19 protein-coding genes are annotated in these 20,302 nt (G+C 56.9%); 8 read left to right on the top strand and 11 right to left on the bottom strand.

Annotated features, from left to right (window positions below):
- The first annotated feature begins 14 nt into the window (after nucleotides 1–14).
- Entirely contained in the window at nucleotides 15–770 is a 756-nt protein-coding gene (mazG, locus tag ACWFTY_RS10395) for a nucleoside triphosphate pyrophosphohydrolase (RefSeq protein WP_447524155.1), read from the top strand.
- 4 nt (nucleotides 771–774) lie between these two features.
- Here mazG and hflX read toward each other — a convergent pair whose 3' ends face one another.
- From hflX to dusB, 7 genes are all read right to left on the bottom strand, one after another.
- The gene (gene hflX / locus ACWFTY_RS10400; RefSeq protein WP_447524156.1) at nucleotides 775–2,073 is read right to left on the bottom strand and encodes a GTPase HflX; all 1,299 of its coding nucleotides are present in this window, start codon (nucleotides 2,071–2,073) and stop codon (nucleotides 775–777) included.
- Complete coding sequence (gene hfq / locus ACWFTY_RS10405) at nucleotides 2,070–2,564, bottom strand: RNA chaperone Hfq (protein ID WP_447524157.1); 495 nt, start codon at nucleotides 2,562–2,564, stop codon at nucleotides 2,070–2,072. Before hfq ends, hflX begins: the two co-directional genes overlap by 4 nt.
- Nucleotides 2,565–2,695: 131 nt before the next feature.
- Nucleotides 2,696–4,078, bottom strand: a complete 1,383-nt coding sequence (gene ntrX, locus ACWFTY_RS10410) for a nitrogen assimilation response regulator NtrX (RefSeq protein ID WP_447524158.1) — start codon at nucleotides 4,076–4,078, stop codon at nucleotides 2,696–2,698.
- 19 nt (nucleotides 4,079–4,097) lie between these two features.
- Nucleotides 4,098–6,386 carry a sensor histidine kinase gene (locus ACWFTY_RS10415; protein WP_447524159.1) on the bottom strand — a complete coding sequence of 763 codons (2,289 nt, stop codon included), beginning with the start codon at nucleotides 6,384–6,386 and terminating at the stop codon, nucleotides 4,098–4,100.
- 96 nt (nucleotides 6,387–6,482) lie between these two features.
- Nucleotides 6,483–7,904 carry a sigma 54-interacting transcriptional regulator gene (locus tag ACWFTY_RS10420; protein WP_447524160.1) on the bottom strand — a complete coding sequence of 474 codons (1,422 nt, stop codon included), beginning with the start codon at nucleotides 7,902–7,904 and terminating at the stop codon, nucleotides 6,483–6,485.
- 15 nt (nucleotides 7,905–7,919) lie between these two features.
- The gene (locus tag ACWFTY_RS10425; protein WP_447524161.1) at nucleotides 7,920–8,993 is read right to left on the bottom strand and encodes a two-component system sensor histidine kinase NtrB; all 1,074 of its coding nucleotides are present in this window, start codon (nucleotides 8,991–8,993) and stop codon (nucleotides 7,920–7,922) included.
- Nucleotides 8,993–9,988, bottom strand: a complete 996-nt coding sequence (gene dusB, locus ACWFTY_RS10430) for a tRNA dihydrouridine synthase DusB (protein WP_447524162.1) — start codon at nucleotides 9,986–9,988, stop codon at nucleotides 8,993–8,995. Before dusB ends, ACWFTY_RS10425 begins: the two co-directional genes overlap by 1 nt.
- Nucleotides 9,989–10,080: 92 nt before the next feature.
- On the opposite strand from dusB, the gene ACWFTY_RS10435 reads away from it, so the two are divergent.
- Genes ACWFTY_RS10435 through ACWFTY_RS10445 form a run of 3 tightly spaced genes read left to right on the top strand, consistent with a single transcriptional unit; the run spans nucleotide 10,081 to nucleotide 12,307 of the window.
- Nucleotides 10,081–11,253 carry a bifunctional 2-C-methyl-D-erythritol 4-phosphate cytidylyltransferase/2-C-methyl-D-erythritol 2,4-cyclodiphosphate synthase gene (locus tag ACWFTY_RS10435; RefSeq protein WP_447524163.1) on the top strand — a complete coding sequence of 391 codons (1,173 nt, stop codon included), beginning with the start codon at nucleotides 10,081–10,083 and terminating at the stop codon, nucleotides 11,251–11,253.
- Nucleotides 11,254–11,257: 4 nt separating this feature from the next.
- Nucleotides 11,258–11,776: a hypothetical protein gene (locus tag ACWFTY_RS10440; protein WP_447524164.1), complete on the top strand. Its 519-nt coding sequence runs from the start codon at nucleotides 11,258–11,260 to the stop codon at nucleotides 11,774–11,776.
- A 15-nt stretch (nucleotides 11,777–11,791) separates the two neighbouring features.
- The gene (locus ACWFTY_RS10445) at nucleotides 11,792–12,307 is read left to right on the top strand and encodes a CinA family protein (protein WP_447524165.1); all 516 of its coding nucleotides are present in this window, start codon (nucleotides 11,792–11,794) and stop codon (nucleotides 12,305–12,307) included.
- Here ACWFTY_RS10445 and ACWFTY_RS10450 read toward each other — a convergent pair.
- On the bottom strand, nucleotides 12,256–12,741 hold the full coding sequence (locus tag ACWFTY_RS10450; protein ID WP_447524166.1) for a type II toxin-antitoxin system RatA family toxin: 486 nt from the start codon (nucleotides 12,739–12,741) through the stop codon (nucleotides 12,256–12,258). The two genes, ACWFTY_RS10445 and ACWFTY_RS10450, sit on opposite strands and share 52 nt — an antisense overlap.
- Nucleotides 12,728–13,681, bottom strand: coding sequence for a lipoyl synthase (gene lipA, locus ACWFTY_RS10455; protein ID WP_447524167.1), 954 nt, complete (start codon nucleotides 13,679–13,681; stop codon nucleotides 12,728–12,730). Before lipA ends, ACWFTY_RS10450 begins: the two co-directional genes overlap by 14 nt.
- A 64-nt stretch (nucleotides 13,682–13,745) precedes the next feature.
- On the opposite strand from lipA, the gene ACWFTY_RS10460 reads away from it, so the two are divergent.
- The 4 genes from ACWFTY_RS10460 to ACWFTY_RS10475 all read left to right on the top strand — a co-directional run bounded on the left by ACWFTY_RS10460 (nucleotide 13,746) and on the right by ACWFTY_RS10475 (nucleotide 17,742).
- The gene (locus ACWFTY_RS10460; protein ID WP_447524168.1) at nucleotides 13,746–14,387 is read left to right on the top strand and encodes a carbonic anhydrase; all 642 of its coding nucleotides are present in this window, start codon (nucleotides 13,746–13,748) and stop codon (nucleotides 14,385–14,387) included.
- A gap of 309 nt (nucleotides 14,388–14,696) precedes the next feature.
- On the top strand, nucleotides 14,697–15,458 hold the full coding sequence (locus tag ACWFTY_RS10465; protein ID WP_447524169.1) for an NYN domain-containing protein: 762 nt from the start codon (nucleotides 14,697–14,699) through the stop codon (nucleotides 15,456–15,458).
- 253 nt (nucleotides 15,459–15,711) lie between these two features.
- On the top strand, nucleotides 15,712–17,181 hold the full coding sequence (gene putP, locus ACWFTY_RS10470; protein WP_447524170.1) for a sodium/proline symporter PutP: 1,470 nt from the start codon (nucleotides 15,712–15,714) through the stop codon (nucleotides 17,179–17,181).
- Between the two features lie 198 nt (nucleotides 17,182–17,379).
- A complete protein-coding gene (locus ACWFTY_RS10475) occupies nucleotides 17,380–17,742 on the top strand; it encodes an endonuclease domain-containing protein (protein ID WP_447524171.1) in 363 nt (120 codons plus the stop codon).
- Nucleotides 17,743–17,960: 218 nt separating this feature from the next.
- Here ACWFTY_RS10475 and ACWFTY_RS10480 read toward each other — a convergent pair whose 3' ends face one another.
- Both ACWFTY_RS10480 and ettA read right to left on the bottom strand, forming a co-directional pair.
- Complete coding sequence (locus ACWFTY_RS10480; protein WP_447524172.1) at nucleotides 17,961–18,356, bottom strand: metallopeptidase family protein; 396 nt, start codon at nucleotides 18,354–18,356, stop codon at nucleotides 17,961–17,963.
- Between the two features lie 134 nt (nucleotides 18,357–18,490).
- Nucleotides 18,491–20,170: an energy-dependent translational throttle protein EttA gene (gene ettA / locus ACWFTY_RS10485; RefSeq protein ID WP_447526880.1), complete on the bottom strand. Its 1,680-nt coding sequence runs from the start codon at nucleotides 20,168–20,170 to the stop codon at nucleotides 18,491–18,493.
- Nucleotides 20,171–20,302 lie beyond the last annotated feature (132 nt).

Consider the following 20,302-nt stretch of genomic DNA (forward strand, 5'->3'; position numbering starts at 1 on the left):
AAATATGGGTTAGAATGGAAGCGATATTGATCGATCCCCTGCTAGAAATCATGCGGCGTCTGCGCGATCCGGACGATGGTTGCGACTGGGACAAGGTGCAAACCTTCCGGACCATTGCACCCTATACGATCGAGGAAGCCTATGAAGTTGCCGATGCGATAAATCGTGACGATATGTTGGCGCTCAAGGACGAGCTCGGTGATCTCCTGCTCCAGGTCGTGTTTCACAGCCAGATTGCGGCAGATGCAGGAGAGTTTTCCTTCGAGGATGTCGTCACATCGATCTGTAACAAGATGACCCGGCGTCATCCTCATATCTTTGGTGAAGCGCAGCAGAGCCCCGGATGGGAACAGATCAAGGCCGATGAGCGCGCGGAAACCGGTCAGTCAAGCGCTCTGGATGGCGTCGCGTTCGCCCTGCCCGCCTTGTTGCGGGCGCAGAAAATCCAGAAACGGGCGGCCCGTGTCGGATTTGACTGGCCCGACAAGGCTCCGGTGAAGGATAAATTGCTCGAAGAGCTGGACGAGGTTGCGGCTGCCACCAGCGAAGCAGAAGTCCACGAGGAAATCGGCGATCTGCTCTTTTCCGCGGTCAATCTTGCCCGCCATTACAAGGTCGACGCAGAACGCGCCCTCGCCGATGCAACGGAGAAATTCAGCAATAGATTCAATCAGATAGAATCAAATTCTACCAAAGACCTGAAGGAAATGTCGATCGACGAACTGGAAGTGGAATGGCAAAGGGCCAAGGCAAGTCTGGCAGACAGCTGATCGCTCAGTCAAGCGCGTGATAACGACCCCAATTGCGCGGTGACATTTCGACCGACAATATCAGATTGTCCCCATCCTGTTCGCTGCTCAACACCCGGCCGTTTTCGTGCAGCCAGGCCATTTTCTTGCCATCAGACGCATCAATCGTGATTTTTTCCGATTTATAGCCTTCCGACAATGTTTTCGCGATCAGGTTGACCAGCGTATCGACGCCGGCTCCGGTCTCGGCAGAAATGGTGCAGACATTTTCCGGTAGTGGCGACGAGATACGCGCATATTGCGGATCGTCGGGGCTGATTTTGTCGATCTTGTTCCACGCTTCGATGACGGGCGGCCCCTCGCCGGCTTCTTCCGACACTCCAAGGTCAGCCAATATCTGCCTGACATCACGGGCCTGGGCATCACTTGCCTCGTGCGAGATATCCCGCACATGGACGACGATATCGGCCGCACTAACCTCTTCAAGCGTCGCCCGGAAAGCCGCTACCAGTTGAGTCGGCAGGTCGGACACAAATCCAACCGTGTCGGACAGGATGGCCTTGTCATATCCCGGCAGCGGGAATTCCCGCATCGTCGGGTCGAGCGTGGCAAAGAGCAGATCCTCGGCAAAGACGTCGGCGCCGGATAGCCGGTTGAACAAGGTCGACTTGCCAGCATTGGTATAGCCGACAAGCGCGATGACTGGCCAAGGCGCGCGCTGGCGCCGCTCCCGGTGCAAAGCGCGGGTCTTGCGCAAATGTGCGAGATCCTTGCGCAATTTGGCCATGCGGTCGCGGATCATCCGCCGATCGGACTCGATCTGAGTCTCGCCCGGTCCGCCGAGAAAACCGAAACCGCCGCGCTGCCGTTCCAAATGGGTCCAGCTGCGGACAAGGCGGCCTGCCTGATAATCAAGATGCGCCAGTTCGACCTGCAAACGGCCTTCCGCGGTAGCCGCCCGGGCGCCGAATATCTCGAGGATCAGGCCGGTCCGGTCGATGACCTTGACCTCGAGCTTCTCTTCCAGATTGCGCTGCTGGATCGCGCTGAGACTGCCATCGACAATCAATATCGAGGCTTCCTGCTCTTCCATCATCTTGCGTATCTGGTCCACCTGACCCGATCCGAACAATGTTGCCGGCTTGGGCTTGCGAACCGAAAAATAATGGGACGCAGTCGCGACCAGTCCGATGGCCAGAGCGAGGCCGACGGCTTCATCAAGGCGATGCTCGAGCGCGGACTGGCTCAGCGACACCATGTCGGGATGTACGACGAGCGCCTTGCGGCTCTTGCTGTCGAGACTTTCCTTCTCAAATGGTATCAATGCGCACCGTCATCAGCATTGTTATAATCGGCCAGATTTAGCGCTCCGCCCGGTTGCACGGTCGATATGGCGTGCTTGTAGACCAGTTGCGACAGGCCTTCCCGCTCGAGCAGGATACAGAATAGATCATGGGCAGCGACTTCACCCTGCAGCATCACGCCGTTGACCAGAAACATCGTCACCGGATCGTTGCTGTCGCGTACCGCAGTGAGGAATACTTCCTGCAATACCCCTGGCCGCGCCTTGGCATTGTCCATCAGGTCGGCAAAAGGCTGCGTATCGAGCGCTTCGGACGGCATGATCGTCGAAATGGCATGTTTGTACACCAGTTGCGATTGCCCGTCGCGACGCAGCAGTACAGAAAAATTGTCGAACCAGGTCACGATGCCCTGAAGTTTGACGCCCTTGACCAGAAACATGGTCACAGAGGTTTTCGATTTCCGGAGGGAGTTCAGGAATAAATCCTGCAAGTTGTTTGATTTATCGGTCATATTTGACTCCAATTATTGGCCAGCTTTGCGATGGCATTTTATATTTCTCTGACAGCATCTGCTCTTCTTGAGGAGCGTTGTCTGACATATATGATATTCGCTCGGTCACGACAACCGGCAAACCCGCAATATCATTCGATGTCGGTTTTCTTTCGCGAAGCCAGGCCCAATATCTTCAATTTGCGGTGCAGGGCCGACCGTTCCATGCCGATGAAATTCGCGGTTTTGGAAATATTGCCGGAAAAGCGCCGGATCTGCACTTTCAGATATTCCCGTTCGAAACTTTCCCGCGCCTCCCGCAACGGCGACCCCATAAGCGAAGCGACGCCCTGGTCGAGATCATCGTCATTGCCCAGCACTTCCGGTGGTAACATTTCCACCTCTATTTTGTTAAAATTGTCCTTGGGCGCCAGGATGATCGTGCGCTCGACAACATTGCGCAACTGCCGGACATTGCCCGGCCAGTCGCAAGCCTGCAGTGCCGCCATGGCTTCATCGGAGATTTCGGGTGGCTGCAAACGCTGCTCAGCGGCGAAACGGGCGGCATAATGGTCGACCAGAACCGGGATATCTTCGCGCCGCTGGTTTAGTGGCGGCAGGATGACCGGCACGACGTTGAGACGATAGAACAGATCTTCGCGGAAACGCTTCTCGCGGATCTCGATTTCCAGATCGCGCGATGTTGCCGAGACGACCCGGACATCGACATTCACTTTTTGCGAACCGCCGAGCCGGTTAAAGCTCTGCTCGGTCAAAACCCGTAATATCTTGCCCTGGGTGTCGAGCGGCATGTCCGCGACTTCGTCGATGAACAGGGTTCCGCCATGGGCCTCTTCCATCAGGCCGGTTTTTTCGATCTTGCCGTTGCGTTCGGTACCGAACAGCTCCTCTTCGACGCTCTCCGGTGACAGTCGGGCGGCGCTGATGGTGACAAAGGCGGCATTGGAGCGCGAACTCCAGTTGTGCATCAAACGGGCCGCAACCTCCTTGCCGACACCAGCCGGACCGGAAATCAGCAGGCGGCTGCCGGTGCCGGCGACGCGTTTCAACGTGGCACGCACATTATTCACGGCAGCAGAATTTCCGGTCAACTCGTCAGCAAAGCCGACCCGCGCCTTGAGAATCTCGTTTTCCCGGCGAAGCCGTTCGGTTTCGGTCGCTCTCGAGACCAGATGCAGCAGATGTTCGGCTTCGAAAGGTTTTTCGATAAAATCGACCGCACCCTGCGATATCGCGGCAACCGCCGTGTCGATATTGCCATGGCCGGAGATCACGATGATCGGCATTTTTGCGTCGAGCTGCTTCAACTCGGTCAGCAGTTCAAGTCCGTCCAGACGCGATCCTCTCAGCCAGACGTCGAGCAGTACCAGCGACGGCCGCCGCTCGTTGACAGCCGCAAGGGCTGCGTCACTGTCGGCGGCTACGCGGGTGGTATAGCCCTCGTCTTCCAGAACACCGGATATAAGATCACGGATATCGGGTTCGTCGTCGACAACCAGAATATCTAACGCCATGTTGAACCTCTATTCCTCATTACTCAATTTCTGCGGTTTTCGGGTCATCCCCGTCCGGACCATTGTCGCCATCGTCGGAGATCTCTGCGGTTCCGTGTGATAATCGCGCCAGTTGCGAAGGGCTGAGGCGGATCGTCACTCGCGTGCCACCATCGGGCGCGTCACTGAACTTCATCTCGCCGAAATGTTCCTCGATAATCTTTTTAACGATCGCTAGGCCCAGTCCGGTGCCGCTGGCCCGGGTTGTCATATAAGGCTCGACGATCCGGTCCCGCTCGATCGGCAGGCCAATGCCATTGTCCGTCAGTTCGATGACGACAATCTGGTTTTCGGTCCGGATCGCCAGATCTATTTCGCCATCGGATACTTGAAAATCTGCGCTGGATTCCGCTTTTTGTTCAATCGCTTCCGCAGCGTTTTTGATGATATTGGTGAATGCCTGTCCCAGTTGGCGGCGATCGCAGACCAGTGATATCGGCTGATCGTCCGAGATAAAGTTAAATGCGACAGTCGGCCACGCGACATCCTGCATGAACAGGGCTTGCTTCAGAATATCGTCGAGATTCTCCTGCCGGAATACCGGTTTGGGCATCCGCGCGAAAGAAGAGAATTCATCGACAATATTTCTCAAATCGCCAACCTGCCGGACAATCGTGTTGGTGAGATTTTCAAATATCGCGACATCCTCCGTCATCCGCGAGCCAAATCGCCGCTGCAGCCGTTCCGCAGCCAGCTGGATCGGCGTCAGAGGGTTTTTGATCTCGTGGGCGATACGCCTTGCGACGTCGGACCATGCGGCCCGCCGCTGATCGAGCAATTGCTGGGTGATGTCTTCAAAAGTGATGACATGGCCGTTCGGTCCGCCGACGATTTTGACGGCCAGAGTGCGCATGTCCGAATCCGAGGCAAATTCGATGATGCTGTTTTCGACACCATCCTGAATGAGCTCGCCAAATTGCGGTGCAGCCTTGGCGATATCGACATCGAGCAGGTCGTCAATCGGCTTGGAAAGCAGCGACTGGGCCTGCGAATTGACCAGCTTGATCTCGCCTTTCTCGTCCAGGCTGATGATACCGGCGGTGACCGATTCCAGCACCGCCTCGATAAACGCCCGGCGACTACCCAATTGCTCGTTGGCGGTGATCAGGGCGGTTGTCTGGGTTTCCAGCCGCTCGGTCATGCGGTTAAAGGCCCGGCCCAACGTACCGATCTCGTCATTCTCGAATGTTGTCGGCACCCGGGTGGCAAGATCGCCTTCGGTGACCCGCTTGGCCGCGTGCACCAGATCGCTGACCGGCTTCACCATCCGGTCGGCAACCACTAGAGCGATCCATAACACCAGCCCGACAATCAACAGCGAGATCACGAACAGGGCGATGTTGAACTGCAATTGCAGGCTGCGCGATCGCGAGAACAGGTCCTCATAATCGGCAAGGACAGATTGCGCCCTTTCCCATTGGCTCAGCGCCAGCATGTCGGAGTCCCGGGCCGCGTAGAGGAATATCCGCGAGTTCAGGTCGAGCGCGGTCACCGCCTCGATCTTGTTGGGCCTTGCGGTTACGACGTAGCTTTGACCCTGCTGCAGCTGTTTCAGCACCGCTTCGGTTATCTTCGGCTGCTGGTCTCCGTCATCGGGATCGACCGCCGCCGCGGTTCTTGCCACCCCATCCGGTCCATATTCGATGATCGCCGATTCATTGAGCTTGCGCGACAGCACCTGAAACACATAGCCCTCGGCAAATTCCGGACTTTCCAGGTCGGCCTGCTGCAAATAATTGCGCAAGTCATTGGCCATCGTGATCGTTTCTTCACCGACTTCGCGCTGGTTTTGCTCATAATAGCCGCGCGCCAAATCATTGGCATTTTCCAGCATGCCGCGGGCGCGATCCGAAAACCAGAATTCGACGCCATATTGAAACAGCAGCGAGGCAAAAATAACCACCAGCACCATAGGAATGCTGGCAACCAGCGAGAACAGGGCGACCAGCCGGACGTGCAGACGGCCCTTGCTGCCGATCGATGATTGCGCTGCCCTGCCCTTGGCGATCCGGCGCCCGAACAGCACGAGCAGGGTCATCGCGGGAATCAGATTGGCGACCAGCAGAGCGGCGGTCAAAGGCGGGGAAATGAAGTCGGTCTGGTCGGATTGGGTGCGGAGCAGAAAATATGTGCCCAGCATGATCGCGCCGAACAGCAGCGCCACGATCCACTCGACCCGGCGCATGATCGCCTCTTTTTCGGCCATCAGCGAGAGACGCCGGAGCCAGTTGGGGACACGCTGTTCCGTCGAATGGTTGGAAACTGTCATTGTGCTTTCAATACAACAGTTTCGTTGCAGAAAAAGCACTAATATTGTAAAAATATCACGGTTGGGCGAAGCAATACGTCACTTCATCGCGGCGCGCTATTTCGACTCGGCGGGATCGATTTGATATTCGTTCAGCTTCTTGCGCAAAGTGTTGCGGTTGATACCGAGAATCTTCGCTGCCTTGATCTGGTTGCCGTGGGCGTGGTGCATCATTTCGGTCAGCAAGGGCTTCTCGAATTTTTCCAGCGCCTGGGCGTAGAGATTTTCCTTCTCGGGCGCGGCCATCAGGCCCAGCACAATCGACTTGATATGGGCTTCGAACTCCATACTGGCCGATTCAACCCGGTCTTCTCCGCGCTCGGCTGCGAGTATCTGGCGGATGGCGTCTTCGGAGAGCGTATTCTCCCTGCCGGTGACGACCAGGCGGTAGATGACATTCTTCAGCTCGCGGACATTGCCGCGCCAGTAATGATGGCAGAGCAGGTTCATCCCCTCCGGGGAAATCTGCTTGTGCGGCAGGCCTTCGGTGACAGCGAGCTTGAGGAAATGTTTGGTGAGCGCCGGAATATCGCTGGCGCGCTCCCTGAGCGGCGGCAGTTCGATCGGCACGACGTTGATCCGGTAATACAGATCTTCACGGAACTTGCCCTGCTCGATCAGGTCGAGAAAATCATGGTTGGTAGCAGCGATGATCCGGACGTCGAGCTTGACCAGCCCCTTGCCGCCAACCCGGTTGATTTCACCCGATTGCAGCGCGCGCAGCAGGCGGGTCTGCGCGTGCATCGGCATATCGCCGATCTCGTCGAGAAACAGCGTGCCGCCCTGCGCCTGTTCGAACTTGCCCGATGCATTGGCGACGGCACCGGTGAAAGCGCCTTTTTCGTGGCCGAACAGCTCCGCTTCGATCAGTTCCGAAGGGATGGCGGCCATGTTGACCGCGATAAACGGACCGGACTTGCGGTGCCCGAGACCGTGAATGGCTTCGGCGACCAGTTCCTTGCCGGTTCCGGATTCACCGAGCACGAGCACCGACAGATCATTTTTCAGCAGTCGCGCGATCATCCGGTAGACGTCCTGCATCGCCGGGCTGCGGCCGACCAGCGGCAGGCTTTCCTCGTCCATCGACGGTTCAAGTGGCTGGATATTCTTCGGCTTCAGTGCTTGCCCGACGACTTCGACCAGTTCGTCGAGATCAAAGGGCTTGGGCAGATATTCAAATGCTCCGGTCTCCGATGCCCGCACCGCGGTGTTCAGCGTATTCTGGGCGGAAATGATGATGATCGGGATATCCGGATGGGTCGCCTTGACGCTGGCGAGCGAGGAAATCCCGTCACCCTCGCCCTCGCCCAGCCCGACATCGGTGAGCAGCAGATCATAGCGGCTGCTCGACATCAGCGCGTCGCGCTCGGCGATCGATTTGCAATTCTCGACTTCATAGCCCTCGGCGCGCAGGGCGGTGATGATGACATGACTGACCGACAGATCGTCTTCCACCAATATGATTTTTTCTTTGGCCATGATTATGTCCTGACGTCAGTTTTTCGGAGCAACGGGAAGAAACAGGGTGAACCGGCTCATCTCGTCCTGATTTTCGCGGTCATAGCGGATGCGCCCGTTCATATCGCGCATCAGTTTTTTCACCAGAGCGAGGCCGAGCCCCTGCCCTTCTTTCTTGGTCGAGACGAAGGGCGAGAAAATTTCCCGCTCCAGCTCCGCCGGAACGCCCGGGCCATTGTCGCAGACCATGATCTGGATCGGCAGCCGGACCGCCGCCGTTTGGCCCTGCGCCGACAGGGATGCGCCAAAGCTGTAGCGGGTGATGATCCGGATTTCCGGATTGGGCAGATGTTTGGTCGCATCGACGGCATTGGCCAGCACATTGGTCAATACCTGCATCATCGCATCGGGGTCGATCAGGGCATCGGGCAAGGAAGGATCGAACTTGTCATTGATCTTCACCGCCTGGCCGGTTGCCGCCTCGATCGAACGCCGCGCGCGATCGATCAATGTGTGGATGTTGACCGCCTTGGTCTGCGCCGGCTGATTGGACGACAGGGTCTGCATCCGGTTGAGCAGATTGACCACCCGCTCCACTTCTCCGGTGATCATCTGGGTCAGCGGTTTCTGGCTCTCGTCGAGCTGGCGGTCGAGCAATTGCGCCGCGCCCTTTATCGCCGCCAGCGGATTTTTAATCTCGTGGCTGAGAATGTCCGGCGCGCGGATGGCGAGATTGGACGGATCATTATTCTCGTTCTCGAGAATCGGGCCATCCTGCGGCATCGGCGACAGGGATATTAGCCGCCATTCGGAATCCGAAGCCAGGGGGTGAATGTCAAAATCGACAATGCCCAGCTTGCGGTCATCGCCGGAGATCATCACCCCACGCGCGGTCAGGCTGATGTCCTGCTCGGTAAGCGCCGCATCCAGTCTCGGATCGGAGAAGTGCAGGACGTGATCGATCTTGCGGCCGATCAGATGTTTGGCACTGGTCCCGAACAGGGCCTCGCCGGATGGATTGATCCGGGTTACGATATGATCCGAGTCGACGACCAGCAAAGCATGGCTGAGCCCCGCCAATATTTGCTCAGCCGGAGGGATACCGTCCATCAAGCAGCGGCTTGATTCAGCCAGGGCGTATAAAATTCCTCAAGCATTTCCAGCACAATATGAGGATCGGCCTCGCTATTCGCCCGATTGCGGAATTCCGCCGAACCGGTCAGCCCCTTGGTATACCAGCCGATATGTTTGCGCGCGACTTTGACCCCGACATCTTCGCCATAGAGCTTCAGCATGTCGCGATAATGTTCGTTGAGTATCGCATATTGGGTAGCAATATCCGGATCAGGCAGACGCTCTCCGGTTTTGAACCAATGCATGAACTGACCCAATAGCCAGGGTTTGCCATAAGCGCCGCGTCCGATCATTACGCCATCAGCACCGCTTTGCTCGAGCGCCATCTGTCCATCTTCGATGGAGCAAATATCGCCGTTGACGATCACCGGCAGGGAAACCGCCTGTTTGACGTTGCTGACAAATTCCCAGTCTGCACTGTCGCGATACATCTGGCAGCGAGTCCGCCCGTGCACGACAATCATTTTCGCACCGAGATCTTCGGCAATATGCGCCAGTTCGGGCGCATTCAGGCTCTGATGATCCCAGCCCATCCGCATCTTGACGGTGACCGGAACATTGACCGCCTCGACCGTTGCCTTGATCAGCGACGCCGCCAGAGGAAGATCGCGCATCAAAGCGGAACCGGCATCGCCGTTGACGACTTTTTTCACCGGGCAGCCCATGTTGATGTCGATTATTTGCGCACCGCGATCTTCATTCAGCTTTGCGGCGTCGGCCATAATAGCGGGATCACAGCCGGCAAGTTGCATCGATACCGGCTCTTCGGTCGCGTCCCATGCGCATTTCTGCAGCGACTGGCGCGTTTCCCGGATCATCGCCTGGCTGGCGATCATTTCCGTCACATTGAGCCCGGAACCAAATCGCCGGACCAGTTTCCGGAACGGCAAATCGGTGACACCGGTCATCGGAGCCAGAATGACCGGACTTTCAATTTTCAAATCGCCAATGAAGATGGGGTCAAGTTTCATATCTACTGCCTAAATTTTAAGCAGCCTCTATCGACAAATCAATTTCGAGGCAAGAATTGCTTCATCTACTTTCTCGGCGTAGATCGCGATTCATGGTTGAAGCCCCTGATCCCTCCGAACAAACCCATGCACTGATTGTTGCCGCCGGTGTCGGCGCGCGGTCGGGTCTGGACGTTCCGAAGCAGTTCGAGGTCATTGGCGGGAAGCCGATGGTCCGGCACAGCGTCGAGAGGCTTTCAGCCCATCCCGCTATTGACCAGATCTGGATCGTGGTGGCAGCGGGACAGGAAGAACAGTTAAACCAGGCTCTTGGATCCTTTTTCTCCCACAAGATCGTGATCGGCGGCGCCACCCGCCAGCAATCGGTTTACAACGGTCTGATGGCGATCCGGCAGGCCGGAGGCGCCAGAGATATTCTTGTCCATGATGCGGCGCGGCCCTTTGTAGCGGATATGGTGATCGACCGTCTCCTTGATCAATTGAAAATCGCGCCCGCCGCCATTCCGGTGTTGCCCTGCGTCGATACGATGGTGCAACTGAACAACGACCGGCTCGAACGGACGGTTGACCGGAACAGTCTGTGGCGCGTGCAAACCCCGCAAGCATTCGACTTTCTGAAGCTCATTGCTGCCCATGAAAACTTTGCTGCAGGCGATGATGCCAGCGATGACGCGCAGATAATCCTGGCAGCCGGCCATGACGTATCAACGGTAGAAGGCGATGAAGCGCTCAAGAAATATACATTGCCAGCGGATTTCGCCGAAAAAGGGAAAGAGCATATGCGCCAGACACGAACCGGAATGGGCTATGATGTCCACCGACTGGCCGCAGGTGAAGAATTGTGGCTGGGTGGCGTTGAAATCGAACATGACAAAGGCCTGTCCGGGCATAGCGATGCCGATGTTCTGCTGCACGCGCTGACCGATGCTTTGCTTGGAACAATTGCAGCCGGCGACATTGGTGACCATTTTCCACCTTCGGACCCACAATGGCGCGGCGTCGCCTCGTCGCGGTTTGTCGAACATGCGACCGCGCTCATCGCGGAAAAAGGCGGCATCATCCAGAATGTCGACATGACAATTATCTGCGAAGCCCCCAAGATCAAGCCGCACCGGGATGCCATTCGGGAGAATATTGCAACCATGCTGAACCTTGACCAGGATAGGGTGAGCGTTAAGGCGACGACGACCGAAGGTCTGGGCTTCGCCGGGCGTAAGGAAGGCATAGCGGCGCAAGCCATTGCTACGATTATATTGGAAGGATAGAAGAGTGAAAAAGCTTGCTTGCTGCGTGACCTTGCTCAGTGCGTTCAACATGGGCGCCGCTCAGGCTGCAGAAACGAAAGCCTGCGTATCTTCCGAACAAGCCAACGCCATATTCACCTATATCCTGCCGGTGGTTTTCGATGCTGCCGGATCAAAATGCAGTCCGTATCTGGACAAGAATGTTGCATTGATGCAGCAAGAATCTGAATCCTATCAGAAATATGTCATTGCTTCAGAGCAGGCCTGGCCGACGGCCAGTAACGGCATCCGGATCATCTTTGGTGATAAAATGCCGGAAAGCATGGATATCGAAGCGGTGCGCCCCTTCATCGACGGTCTCGTCACCGCGATGGTCAGCGACGGGATCAAGCCCAAAAGCTGCTCGATAATCAGCGAGGCCTATACATTGCTGGAACCACTGCCCGCAGCCAATTTCGGCGGTCTGATCGGCTTGCTTATGAAGGTCGGTGCTGAAGGTGACAAGAATCCGCCGATAAATATTTGTGAAACCGGCGCAAAATAGGCTAACCGCACCCCCATGCAAAATCTTCTTCCCCCCGAGCTGGTCACATTGGCTAACAAAGTGATTGAACAGAACCGCAAGATTGGCAGGCGGATCACCGTCGCCGAAAGCTGTACCGGTGGTCTGGTCGCCGCGGCGCTGACCGAAGTGGCCGGTAGCAGCGATGTATTCGATTGCGGTTTCACTACCTATTCCAACGATGCCAAGCAGAATATGCTCGGCGTGAGCGGTGACTTGCTCGAGACATTCGGTGCGGTTTCAATCGCGGTTGCCTGGGAAATGGCACAGGGCGCTCTGGGCCGCTCCGGTTGTGATGTCTCTGTTGCCATTACCGGCGTAGCCGGACCAGGTGGTGGTTCCGAGAAAAAGCCGGTTGGGACTGTCGTCTTCGCCAAGGCGGAAAAGGGCAAAAGCGTCGATGACGTTGTTGCCGACCGCAAGAATTTTGGCGATGATAAAAGCCGTGCCGATATCCGGCTTCAGGCTGTGCTGGTCGCGCTCGAACTGCTGCTGCCCGACGAAAGCGAGTAGCTGCTACCGTATATTTCGCCAGCGCGTTCGACAAAGGCACCGGTCATCTTGTTCAAGGCCTTGGCGAACATCTGGCCTGCCAGTTTCTCGAACATCCGGTTTTTGAAGGTGAATTCGACGTAAAAGTCGACATGGCAGCCGCCGCTCTCGCGGGACCGGAAACGCCATTCATTGTGCAACTGCTTCAGCGGACCATCGAGATAATCGACATCGATCGACCGGTTGTGCGCCTTGATCACCCGAGACGAGAATTGCTCGCGCAGGCCCTTGAAACCGACCAGAACATCGGCAAGCATTTCGGTTTCGCTATTGGCCCGGATCCGCGTGCCGACCACCCAGGGCAGGAATTCCTGATAGCGACCGACATCGGCCACCAGCGCGTACATTTGTGCAGCGCTGTAAGGCAGATCGCGGGTTTCCCTATGGACGGGCATTCGAAGCACCCGAACGCGCCAGTTTTTCTTCACGCGCCTGACGCATTTTGGCGAAATCCTCGCCAGCATGATAGCTGGAGCGGGTCAGCGGGCTCGAGGCGACCAGCAGAAAGCCCTTTGCACGGGCAACTGAAGCATAAGCGTCAAAGGCTTGCGGCTTGACGAATTCGCTGACTTTCACATGTTTTGTCGTCGGCTGGAGATATTGGCCCATGGTCAGGAAATCGACATCGGCGCTGCGCATGTCGTCCATTACCTGATGTACTTCGAGTCGCTGCTCGCTCAGACCGAGCATGACACCCGATTTGGTGAAGATCGACGGATCGAGCCGTTTGACCTGTTCGAGCAGACGCAGCGACGCATAATAGCGCGCGCCGGGGCGGATCGTAGGATAGAGCCGGGGAACGGTTTCGAGGTTGTGATTGTAGACATCGGGACGCGCCGCGACGATCGCTTCGACCGCTGCTTCGGTCTTGTTGCGGAAATCCGGGGTCAAAATCTCGATCGTCGTTTTCGGTGTCGTCCGTCGCAAGGCCTCGATCACCTTGACGAACTGGCTGGCGCCGCCGTCGGCGAGATCATCGCGGTCGACCGAGGTCACGACAATATGCTCGAGCCCCAGCTTGGCGGCGGCATCGGCTGTATGTTGCGGCTCCAGCGCGTCCACCGGCATCGGCATGCCGGTCTTGACGTTGCAGAAGGCACAGGCACGGGTGCAGACATCGCCGAGAATCATCACGGTCGCGTGCTTCTTGGTCCAGCATTCGCCGATATTGGGGCAAGCGGCCTCTTCACAGACGGTGTTAAGTTTATGCTCGCGCATCAAGGCGCGGGTTTTCTCGAATTCGGCACCCATCGGGGCTTTGACGCGAATCCAGTCGGGCTTGCGCAGGCGCTCTGGGGGGCTATCGGGCGTGGTGATCTTGGTGATTTCGTTCATTTCTATCAGATAGCGATGGAAAACCGCTCTTGCCACCCCCAAAACCGGTGATATGGATCGAAACATGACAAAATTCACCGATCTGCTCGATGGCTATCGCCGCTTCCGTTCCGACCAATGGCAGACGCAGCGCAAACGCTGGGATGAACTCAAGGAAGGCCAGAGCCCTAAGGTGATGATCATCGCCTGCAGCGACAGCCGCGTTGATCCCACGCAGATTTTCGACACCAACCCCGGCGAGACCTTCATTGTCCGCAATGTGGCCGCTCTCGTTCCGCCGTTTGAAACGACGCCCGGGCAGCATGGCGTATCGGCCGCGCTCGAATTTGCCGTCCAGTTTCTCAAAGTCGACGAAGTGGTGGTCATGGGTCACGGCAGTTGCGGCGGCTGTGCAGCGGCACTGTCCGAGCAGATGAAGGATATGCCGCACGGCAAAGGCGGCTTTATCGCCGACTGGATCACCCTGCTCGACGGCGCCCGGGCCAAGGTTGCCCATGATCATGGCGACTTGAGCGGAGCCGAAGCGCAACTGGCGATGGAGCATGAAGGCATTCGCACCAGTCTTGCCAATTTGCGGACCTTCCCCTGCATCCAGGAGAAAGAGGCCGATGGATCGATTCGCCTGATCGGCGCCTGGTTCGCGATTGCCGAAGGCAAGCTGCATGTGCTAGACGAAGAGAGCGATAAATTCGCCGCTGTGGACTGAAAAATCAGATTGTTTCAGTGATTTCAAAGATGTGAGTCTGACTCTTCAGGATGTGTCGAATCTTTTTTGGAGCAGACGTCAGCCTGATCTTTACAAACTTTACAGTGTTATGAAAAGAAATCCCTTCCCCTTCACCCTCGCGGGAGAAGGATCACGATTAAATAATTCCTCGTGATTCTGGGCAGCATCGACCACACGATCCCAGCATGAAAATTGTCAAAGAGCCTCGCCCAGCCTAATCCATGTGCCGTGTTGTAGGATAGCATTTTTCTACTTGAACGCCCTCCCCTGGCGGTCCATCTTGATCGGATGAACCAACATAATGACAATATCGCTCTGCTGATCGATTCCGATAACGCCAGTCACAATGGCCTTGATCCCGTGCTCACCGCGCTGGCCGAACTGGGCACGGTGAATATCCGCCGCGCCTATGGCAACTGGCGCAAGCAATCGCTCAAGGGCTGGGTTGATATCCTCCACAAATATGGCATCGAGCCGCAGCAGCAGTTCGACATGACCAAGGGCAAGAATGCCACCGACATGAAAATGACCATCGACGCGATGGACCTGCTGTTCCGCGGCAATGTCACCGGTTTCGGGATCATGAGCAGCGACAGTGACTTCATGCCGCTGGCGATGCGCATCCGGCAGGAAGGCCTGCCCGTCTATGGTTTCGGTAGCGCCAAGACACCGGAAGCCTTCAAGCAGGCATGCAGTCGCTTTATCGACGTCGATGCGCTGATCAAGGCGGACAAGCGCCATCGGATCGGAGGCAGGAGTGACGTCAAGCCGTCAGCCAAACCGGAAACCGCAAGCGGCTCAGGCGAGAGCAACGGCGGCAAGGTCGACGACGAACTGCTCAACCTGCTGATCGACGCCTATCAGGCCACCAAACGCGACGCCGAGGGCTATGCCAGCCTCAGCGAAGTCGGCAAGATTGCCGGCAACCGGTCGAGCTTCGATGTACGCAACTATGGTTTCGCGCGGCTTTCGGAAATGTTTGAAGAGGTTCCGAACTTTCAGACGAAACGCGCTGAAAACGGGCAGTTATTTGTGAAACGGTTGCGGTGAGTGCTTCTTCTCCCGTGCGGGAGAAGGATACAAAGCCTTATGAGCAAAGCGAATTAGGCGACGTTGGATGAGGGCGTTTCGATCTCCGAAGCGCAGAACGCCCTCATCCAGCTTCGACTAGGCAGCAAGCTGCCAAGTCTGCACATCCTTCTCCCTCACGGGAGAAGGTACACATTAACCGCCTCGGCCAGACGAAGCGGCCTCTCCAAAAGGCAGGTGGTGACTCCCTGCCCAAAATCGTTATGTAGAGCGAATGCAAACCGGAGCCCTGATTTCACTCGCCCTATATTTCGTCGGCATGTTGGCCATCGGCTTTTACGCCTGGCGCAAATCCACCGACAGTAGCGAAGGCTATTTGCTGGGGGGACGAAATCTCCATCCGGCCGTCGCCGCGCTGTCTGCCGGCGCGTCCGATATGTCGGGCTGGCTTTTGCTCGGCCTTCCCGGAGCACTTTATGCGGCGGGACTGGTCGAGGTCTGGATCGGGATCGGGCTATTCGCCGGTGCTCTGGTCAACTGGATCGTCGTCGCGCCGCGATTGCGCGAGCAGACCGAGCGCATGGGCAACTCCCTCACCATCCCCGAGTTTCTCGCCAACCGCTTTCCTGACAAGGCCCTGGCCTTGCGCGTAACATCGGCGATCATCATCGTCCTGTTCTTCGCGGTCTATACGGCAGCCGGTCTGGTCGGCGGTGGCAAATTGTTCGAGACCAGTTTCGCCGGCCTGTTCGGCGACACCGGCATGAGCGACTATATGACCGGCATCTGGCTAACCGCAGGCGTGGTTCTTGCTTATACAATGGTTGGCGGCTTTCTTGCCGTCAGCCTGACCGATTTTGTTCAGGGATGTATCATGGTGGTTGCGCTGGTGCTGATGCCGATCGTGGTGTTGACCGACGAAGGCGGGATCAGCGCGGTTTCCGAGACTCTTCAAGGGGTTGACCCGAATTTCCTCAGCCTGACCGCTGGCCTGTCCTTCATCGGCTTTCTCTCCGCCGTAACCTGGGGACTCGGCTATTTCGGCCAGCCGCATATCATTGTCCGTTTCATGGCGATCCGCTCGATTCCCGACGTCGCCAAGGCGCGGACCATCGGCATGAGCTGGATGGGCGTGGCATTGCTCGGCGCAATCGGCGTCGGCATCACCGGGCGCGCCTATGTCGAGATGAACGGACTGGCGCTCGAGGATCCCGAAACCATCTTCATATTGCTGGCCAACACATTATTCCACCCGCTGATCACCGGCTTCCTGCTCGCCGCCCTGCTGGCCGCGATCATGAGCACGATCAGCTCGCAATTATTGGTCTCGTCGAGCTCGCTGACCGAGGATTTCTACCGCCTGTTCCTGCGTAAGAACGCCAGCGAGCGGGAAACCGTCAATGTCGGGCGGTTGTTCGTCGCGCTGGTGGCCTTGGTCGCGATCTATATCGCGCGCGATCCCGACAGCAAGGTGCTGGGACTGGTGTCAAACGCCTGGGCAGGCTTTGGTGCGGCGTTCGGGCCGTTGATCCTGCTGTCGCTGACCTGGAAGCGGATGACTGGTGCTGGCGCAGTGTCGGGACTGGTGATTGGTGCTGGCGTGGTGATCCTGTGGATCGCTATGGGCTGGAACAAGGAGTTTCTGGGTGGTCCCGGGGTTTACGAGATCATTCCGGGGTTTGCGGCGGCGCTGGCGGCGATCGTCGGGGTTAGTCTGGCCGGGAAACCGACCGCTACCGCTTGATACTGACGGTCATTTATATCTGAAAAGATTGCGCTCTCCTTCTCCCGTGAGGGAGAAGGATGTGAAGACTTGCGAACTTGTTCGCTAGTCGTAGCTGGATGAGGGTGTTCCACATTCCAGAGGGCCGAATGCCCTCATCTAACGCCGCCTGATCGCTAAAGCGATAAGGCTCTGTATCCTTCTCCCTCACGGGAGAAGGTGAATGAGGGGATGTTGGGAGAGAAGCGTCTTACCAAAAGAGCCCGTGCTCTGCGCCGCGATATGACCGGCGTTGAACGCAAGCTCTGGTCTCGTCTCCGCAACCGGCAACTAGAGAACACCAAATTTGTGAGACAATTTCCCATCGGCCCTTATGTCGCTGACTTTGCCGCAAGGAGCCTCAGTCTGGTGATCGAACTCGATGGCGGCCAGCACAGCCCAAGCAAGGATGCCGAGCGCACCAAGGTCATCGAAGCCCACGGCTATCGCGTCATCCGTTTCTGGAACAACGACGTGATGGAGAATGTTGAAGGTGTATTGGAGACGATAGTCAGGGAAGTACACAACGCCAGAGGCGAATAATCCCCCTCCCCCACAAGGGAGAGGGTTGCGAAGACTTGGCAGCTTTCTGCCTAGTCGCAGCTGGGTGAGGGATCACAGCCGCCAAAAGATGCGCACCCAAACCACCGTCAGAACACCCTCATCCAACTCCGGCTAACTCGCTACGCGCGCAAGCCTCCTTATCCTTCTCCCTCACGGGAGAAGGGTTCAACGTTTTCCGCTTTCGCTTCGTCGAACCATTAATCGTCCGCGCTGTCCTCGATCTGGTGCATGTCCGCGTCAGATAGACCAAAATGATGGCCAACTTCATGAATCACAACATGCTGGATCAACTTGTCCAGTTCGACACCGGTCGCTTGCATCTCATTTAGCAATGGGCGTCGATAGAGAGTGATCCGGTCCCCCTGCCCGTTGGGTATGGACCAAGGTGATTTCTCACCAACCGGGACACCCTGATAGAGACCGCAAAGTTGAAAAGGACTGCCCAACCCGAAATGGTCGAGAATTTCCTGTGAAGGCCAGTCGTCAATTCGCAGCACGATATCGCCCAGATAATCAGCAAAGGGCGAGGGAATATCTTTGAACGCCTTTCGGGCCGTACGCTCAAATTCCTCAATTGCTGTGGGATCGTTCATGCTCTCAAGATTGTGAGCCTCAACTCTGATAACAAGAGATGTCAGTAGTTAATTGGCCGATTCTGACAATCTCACGAACTCACAGCGGGAATGGCCGGAGCTTTCGCAATCGCAGCCAATCCCCTGTGATATAATTATCGCGTCAATTTCTTGTAAGCCACCCGTGTAGGCCGATCCGCCGCATCACCCAGACGACGGCGCTTGTCCTCTTCATAGCTCTCGAAGTTTCCTTCAAACCACTCCACATGACTGTCACCTTCGAAAGCCAGGATATGGGTTGCAAGCCGATCGAGGAAGAAGCGGTCATGCGATATGACCACGGCGCAGCCGGCGAAGGTTTCCAGCGCGTCTTCCAACGCGCGGAGCGTTTCGACGTCGAGATCGTTGGTGGGCTCATCGAGCAGCAGCACGTTGCCGCCCTCTTTCAGCATCTTGGCGAGATGGACGCGGTTGCGTTCACCGCCGGAGAGCTGGCCGACCTTCTTCTGCTGGTCGACGCCCTTGAAGTTGAACGCGCCGACATAAGCGCGGGTCTGGACTTCATTCTTGCCGAAGGTGAAATAGTCGTGGCCGCCGGAAATTTCTTCCCAGATATTCTTCGACGCGTCGAGCGTATCGCGGCTCTGATCGACATAGCCGAGCTTCACCGTTTCACCGAGTTCCAGCGTACCGCTATCCGGGGTTTCCTGACCGGTGATGATCCGGAACAGGGTCGTTTTACCGGCGCCGTTGGGGCCGATGATGCCGACAATACCGCCCGGTGGCAGCGAGAAGTCGAGATTTTCGAACAGCAGTTTATCGCCATAAGCCTTGGTCAGGCCGTTGGCCTCGATCACCTTGGAGCCGAGCCGTTCCGGGGTCTGGATCAGGATCTGCGCCTTGCCGATCACCCGGTTTTCCTGCGATGCAACCAGATCGTCGAAAGACTTGATACGCGCCTTGGACTTGGTCTGCCGCGCCTTAGGGCTTTGCCGCATCCACTGCAGTTCGTTGTCGATTGCCTTCTGGCGGCTTTTGTCTTCGCGTTCTTCCTGCGCCAGACGTTTCGACTTGTTGTCGAGCCAGCTGGAATAATTGCCTTCGAACGGATAGCCCTTGCCGCGATCCAGTTCGAGCACCCAGTTCACCACATTGTCGAGGAAATAGCGGTCATGGGTGACGAGAATGACGTTGCCGGCATAGTCGATCAGATGCTTTTCGAGCCAGGCGACGCTTTCGGCATCGAGATGGTTGGTAGGCTCATCGAGCATCAGGATTTCCGGCTTGTCGAGCAGCAGGCGACAGAGCGCAACGCGGCGCTTCTCGCCACCGGAGAGATCGGTCACCGGACTGTCACCGGGAGGGCAGCGCAAGGCTTCCATCGCAATTTCCAGCTGGTTGTCGAGGGTCCAGCCGTCGACTGCGTCGATCTTTTCCTGCAGTTCGCCCATTTCTTCCATCAGCGCGTCAAAATCGACGTCTTCCGGCGGATCGCCCATGATCGTGGAAATTTCATTGAAGCGCGCGACCAGATCGGCGACTTCGCGGACGCCGTCCATGACGTTTTCCTTGACGGTCTTGGTCTCGTCGAGCTGCGGTTCCTGCGCCAGATAGCCGACGCGAATGCCCTCGCCTGCCCATGCCTCACCCTGAAATTCGTCATCCTGGCCAGCCATGATCTTCATCAATGTCGACTTACCGGCGCCGTTCTTGCCGATGATGGCAATCTTGGTGCCGGGCAGAAATTGCAGATGGATATTGTCGAGAACCGGCTTTGGCGCTCCGGGGAAAGTCTTGGTCAGACCTTTCATGACATAGCTATATTGGACGGCCATTTTATATTCTTTCTTATTCAATATCGTTAGCCCTGAACCTGTCGAACGCGCCGATCGTTCGGCATGTTTCGGCAAGCACAGCATTAACGGGAAATAGGGCTTGTTTGATGGACCATGTAGCTATTCCGCCCG

Source organism: Parasphingorhabdus sp. NYA22 (assembly GCF_976973735.1).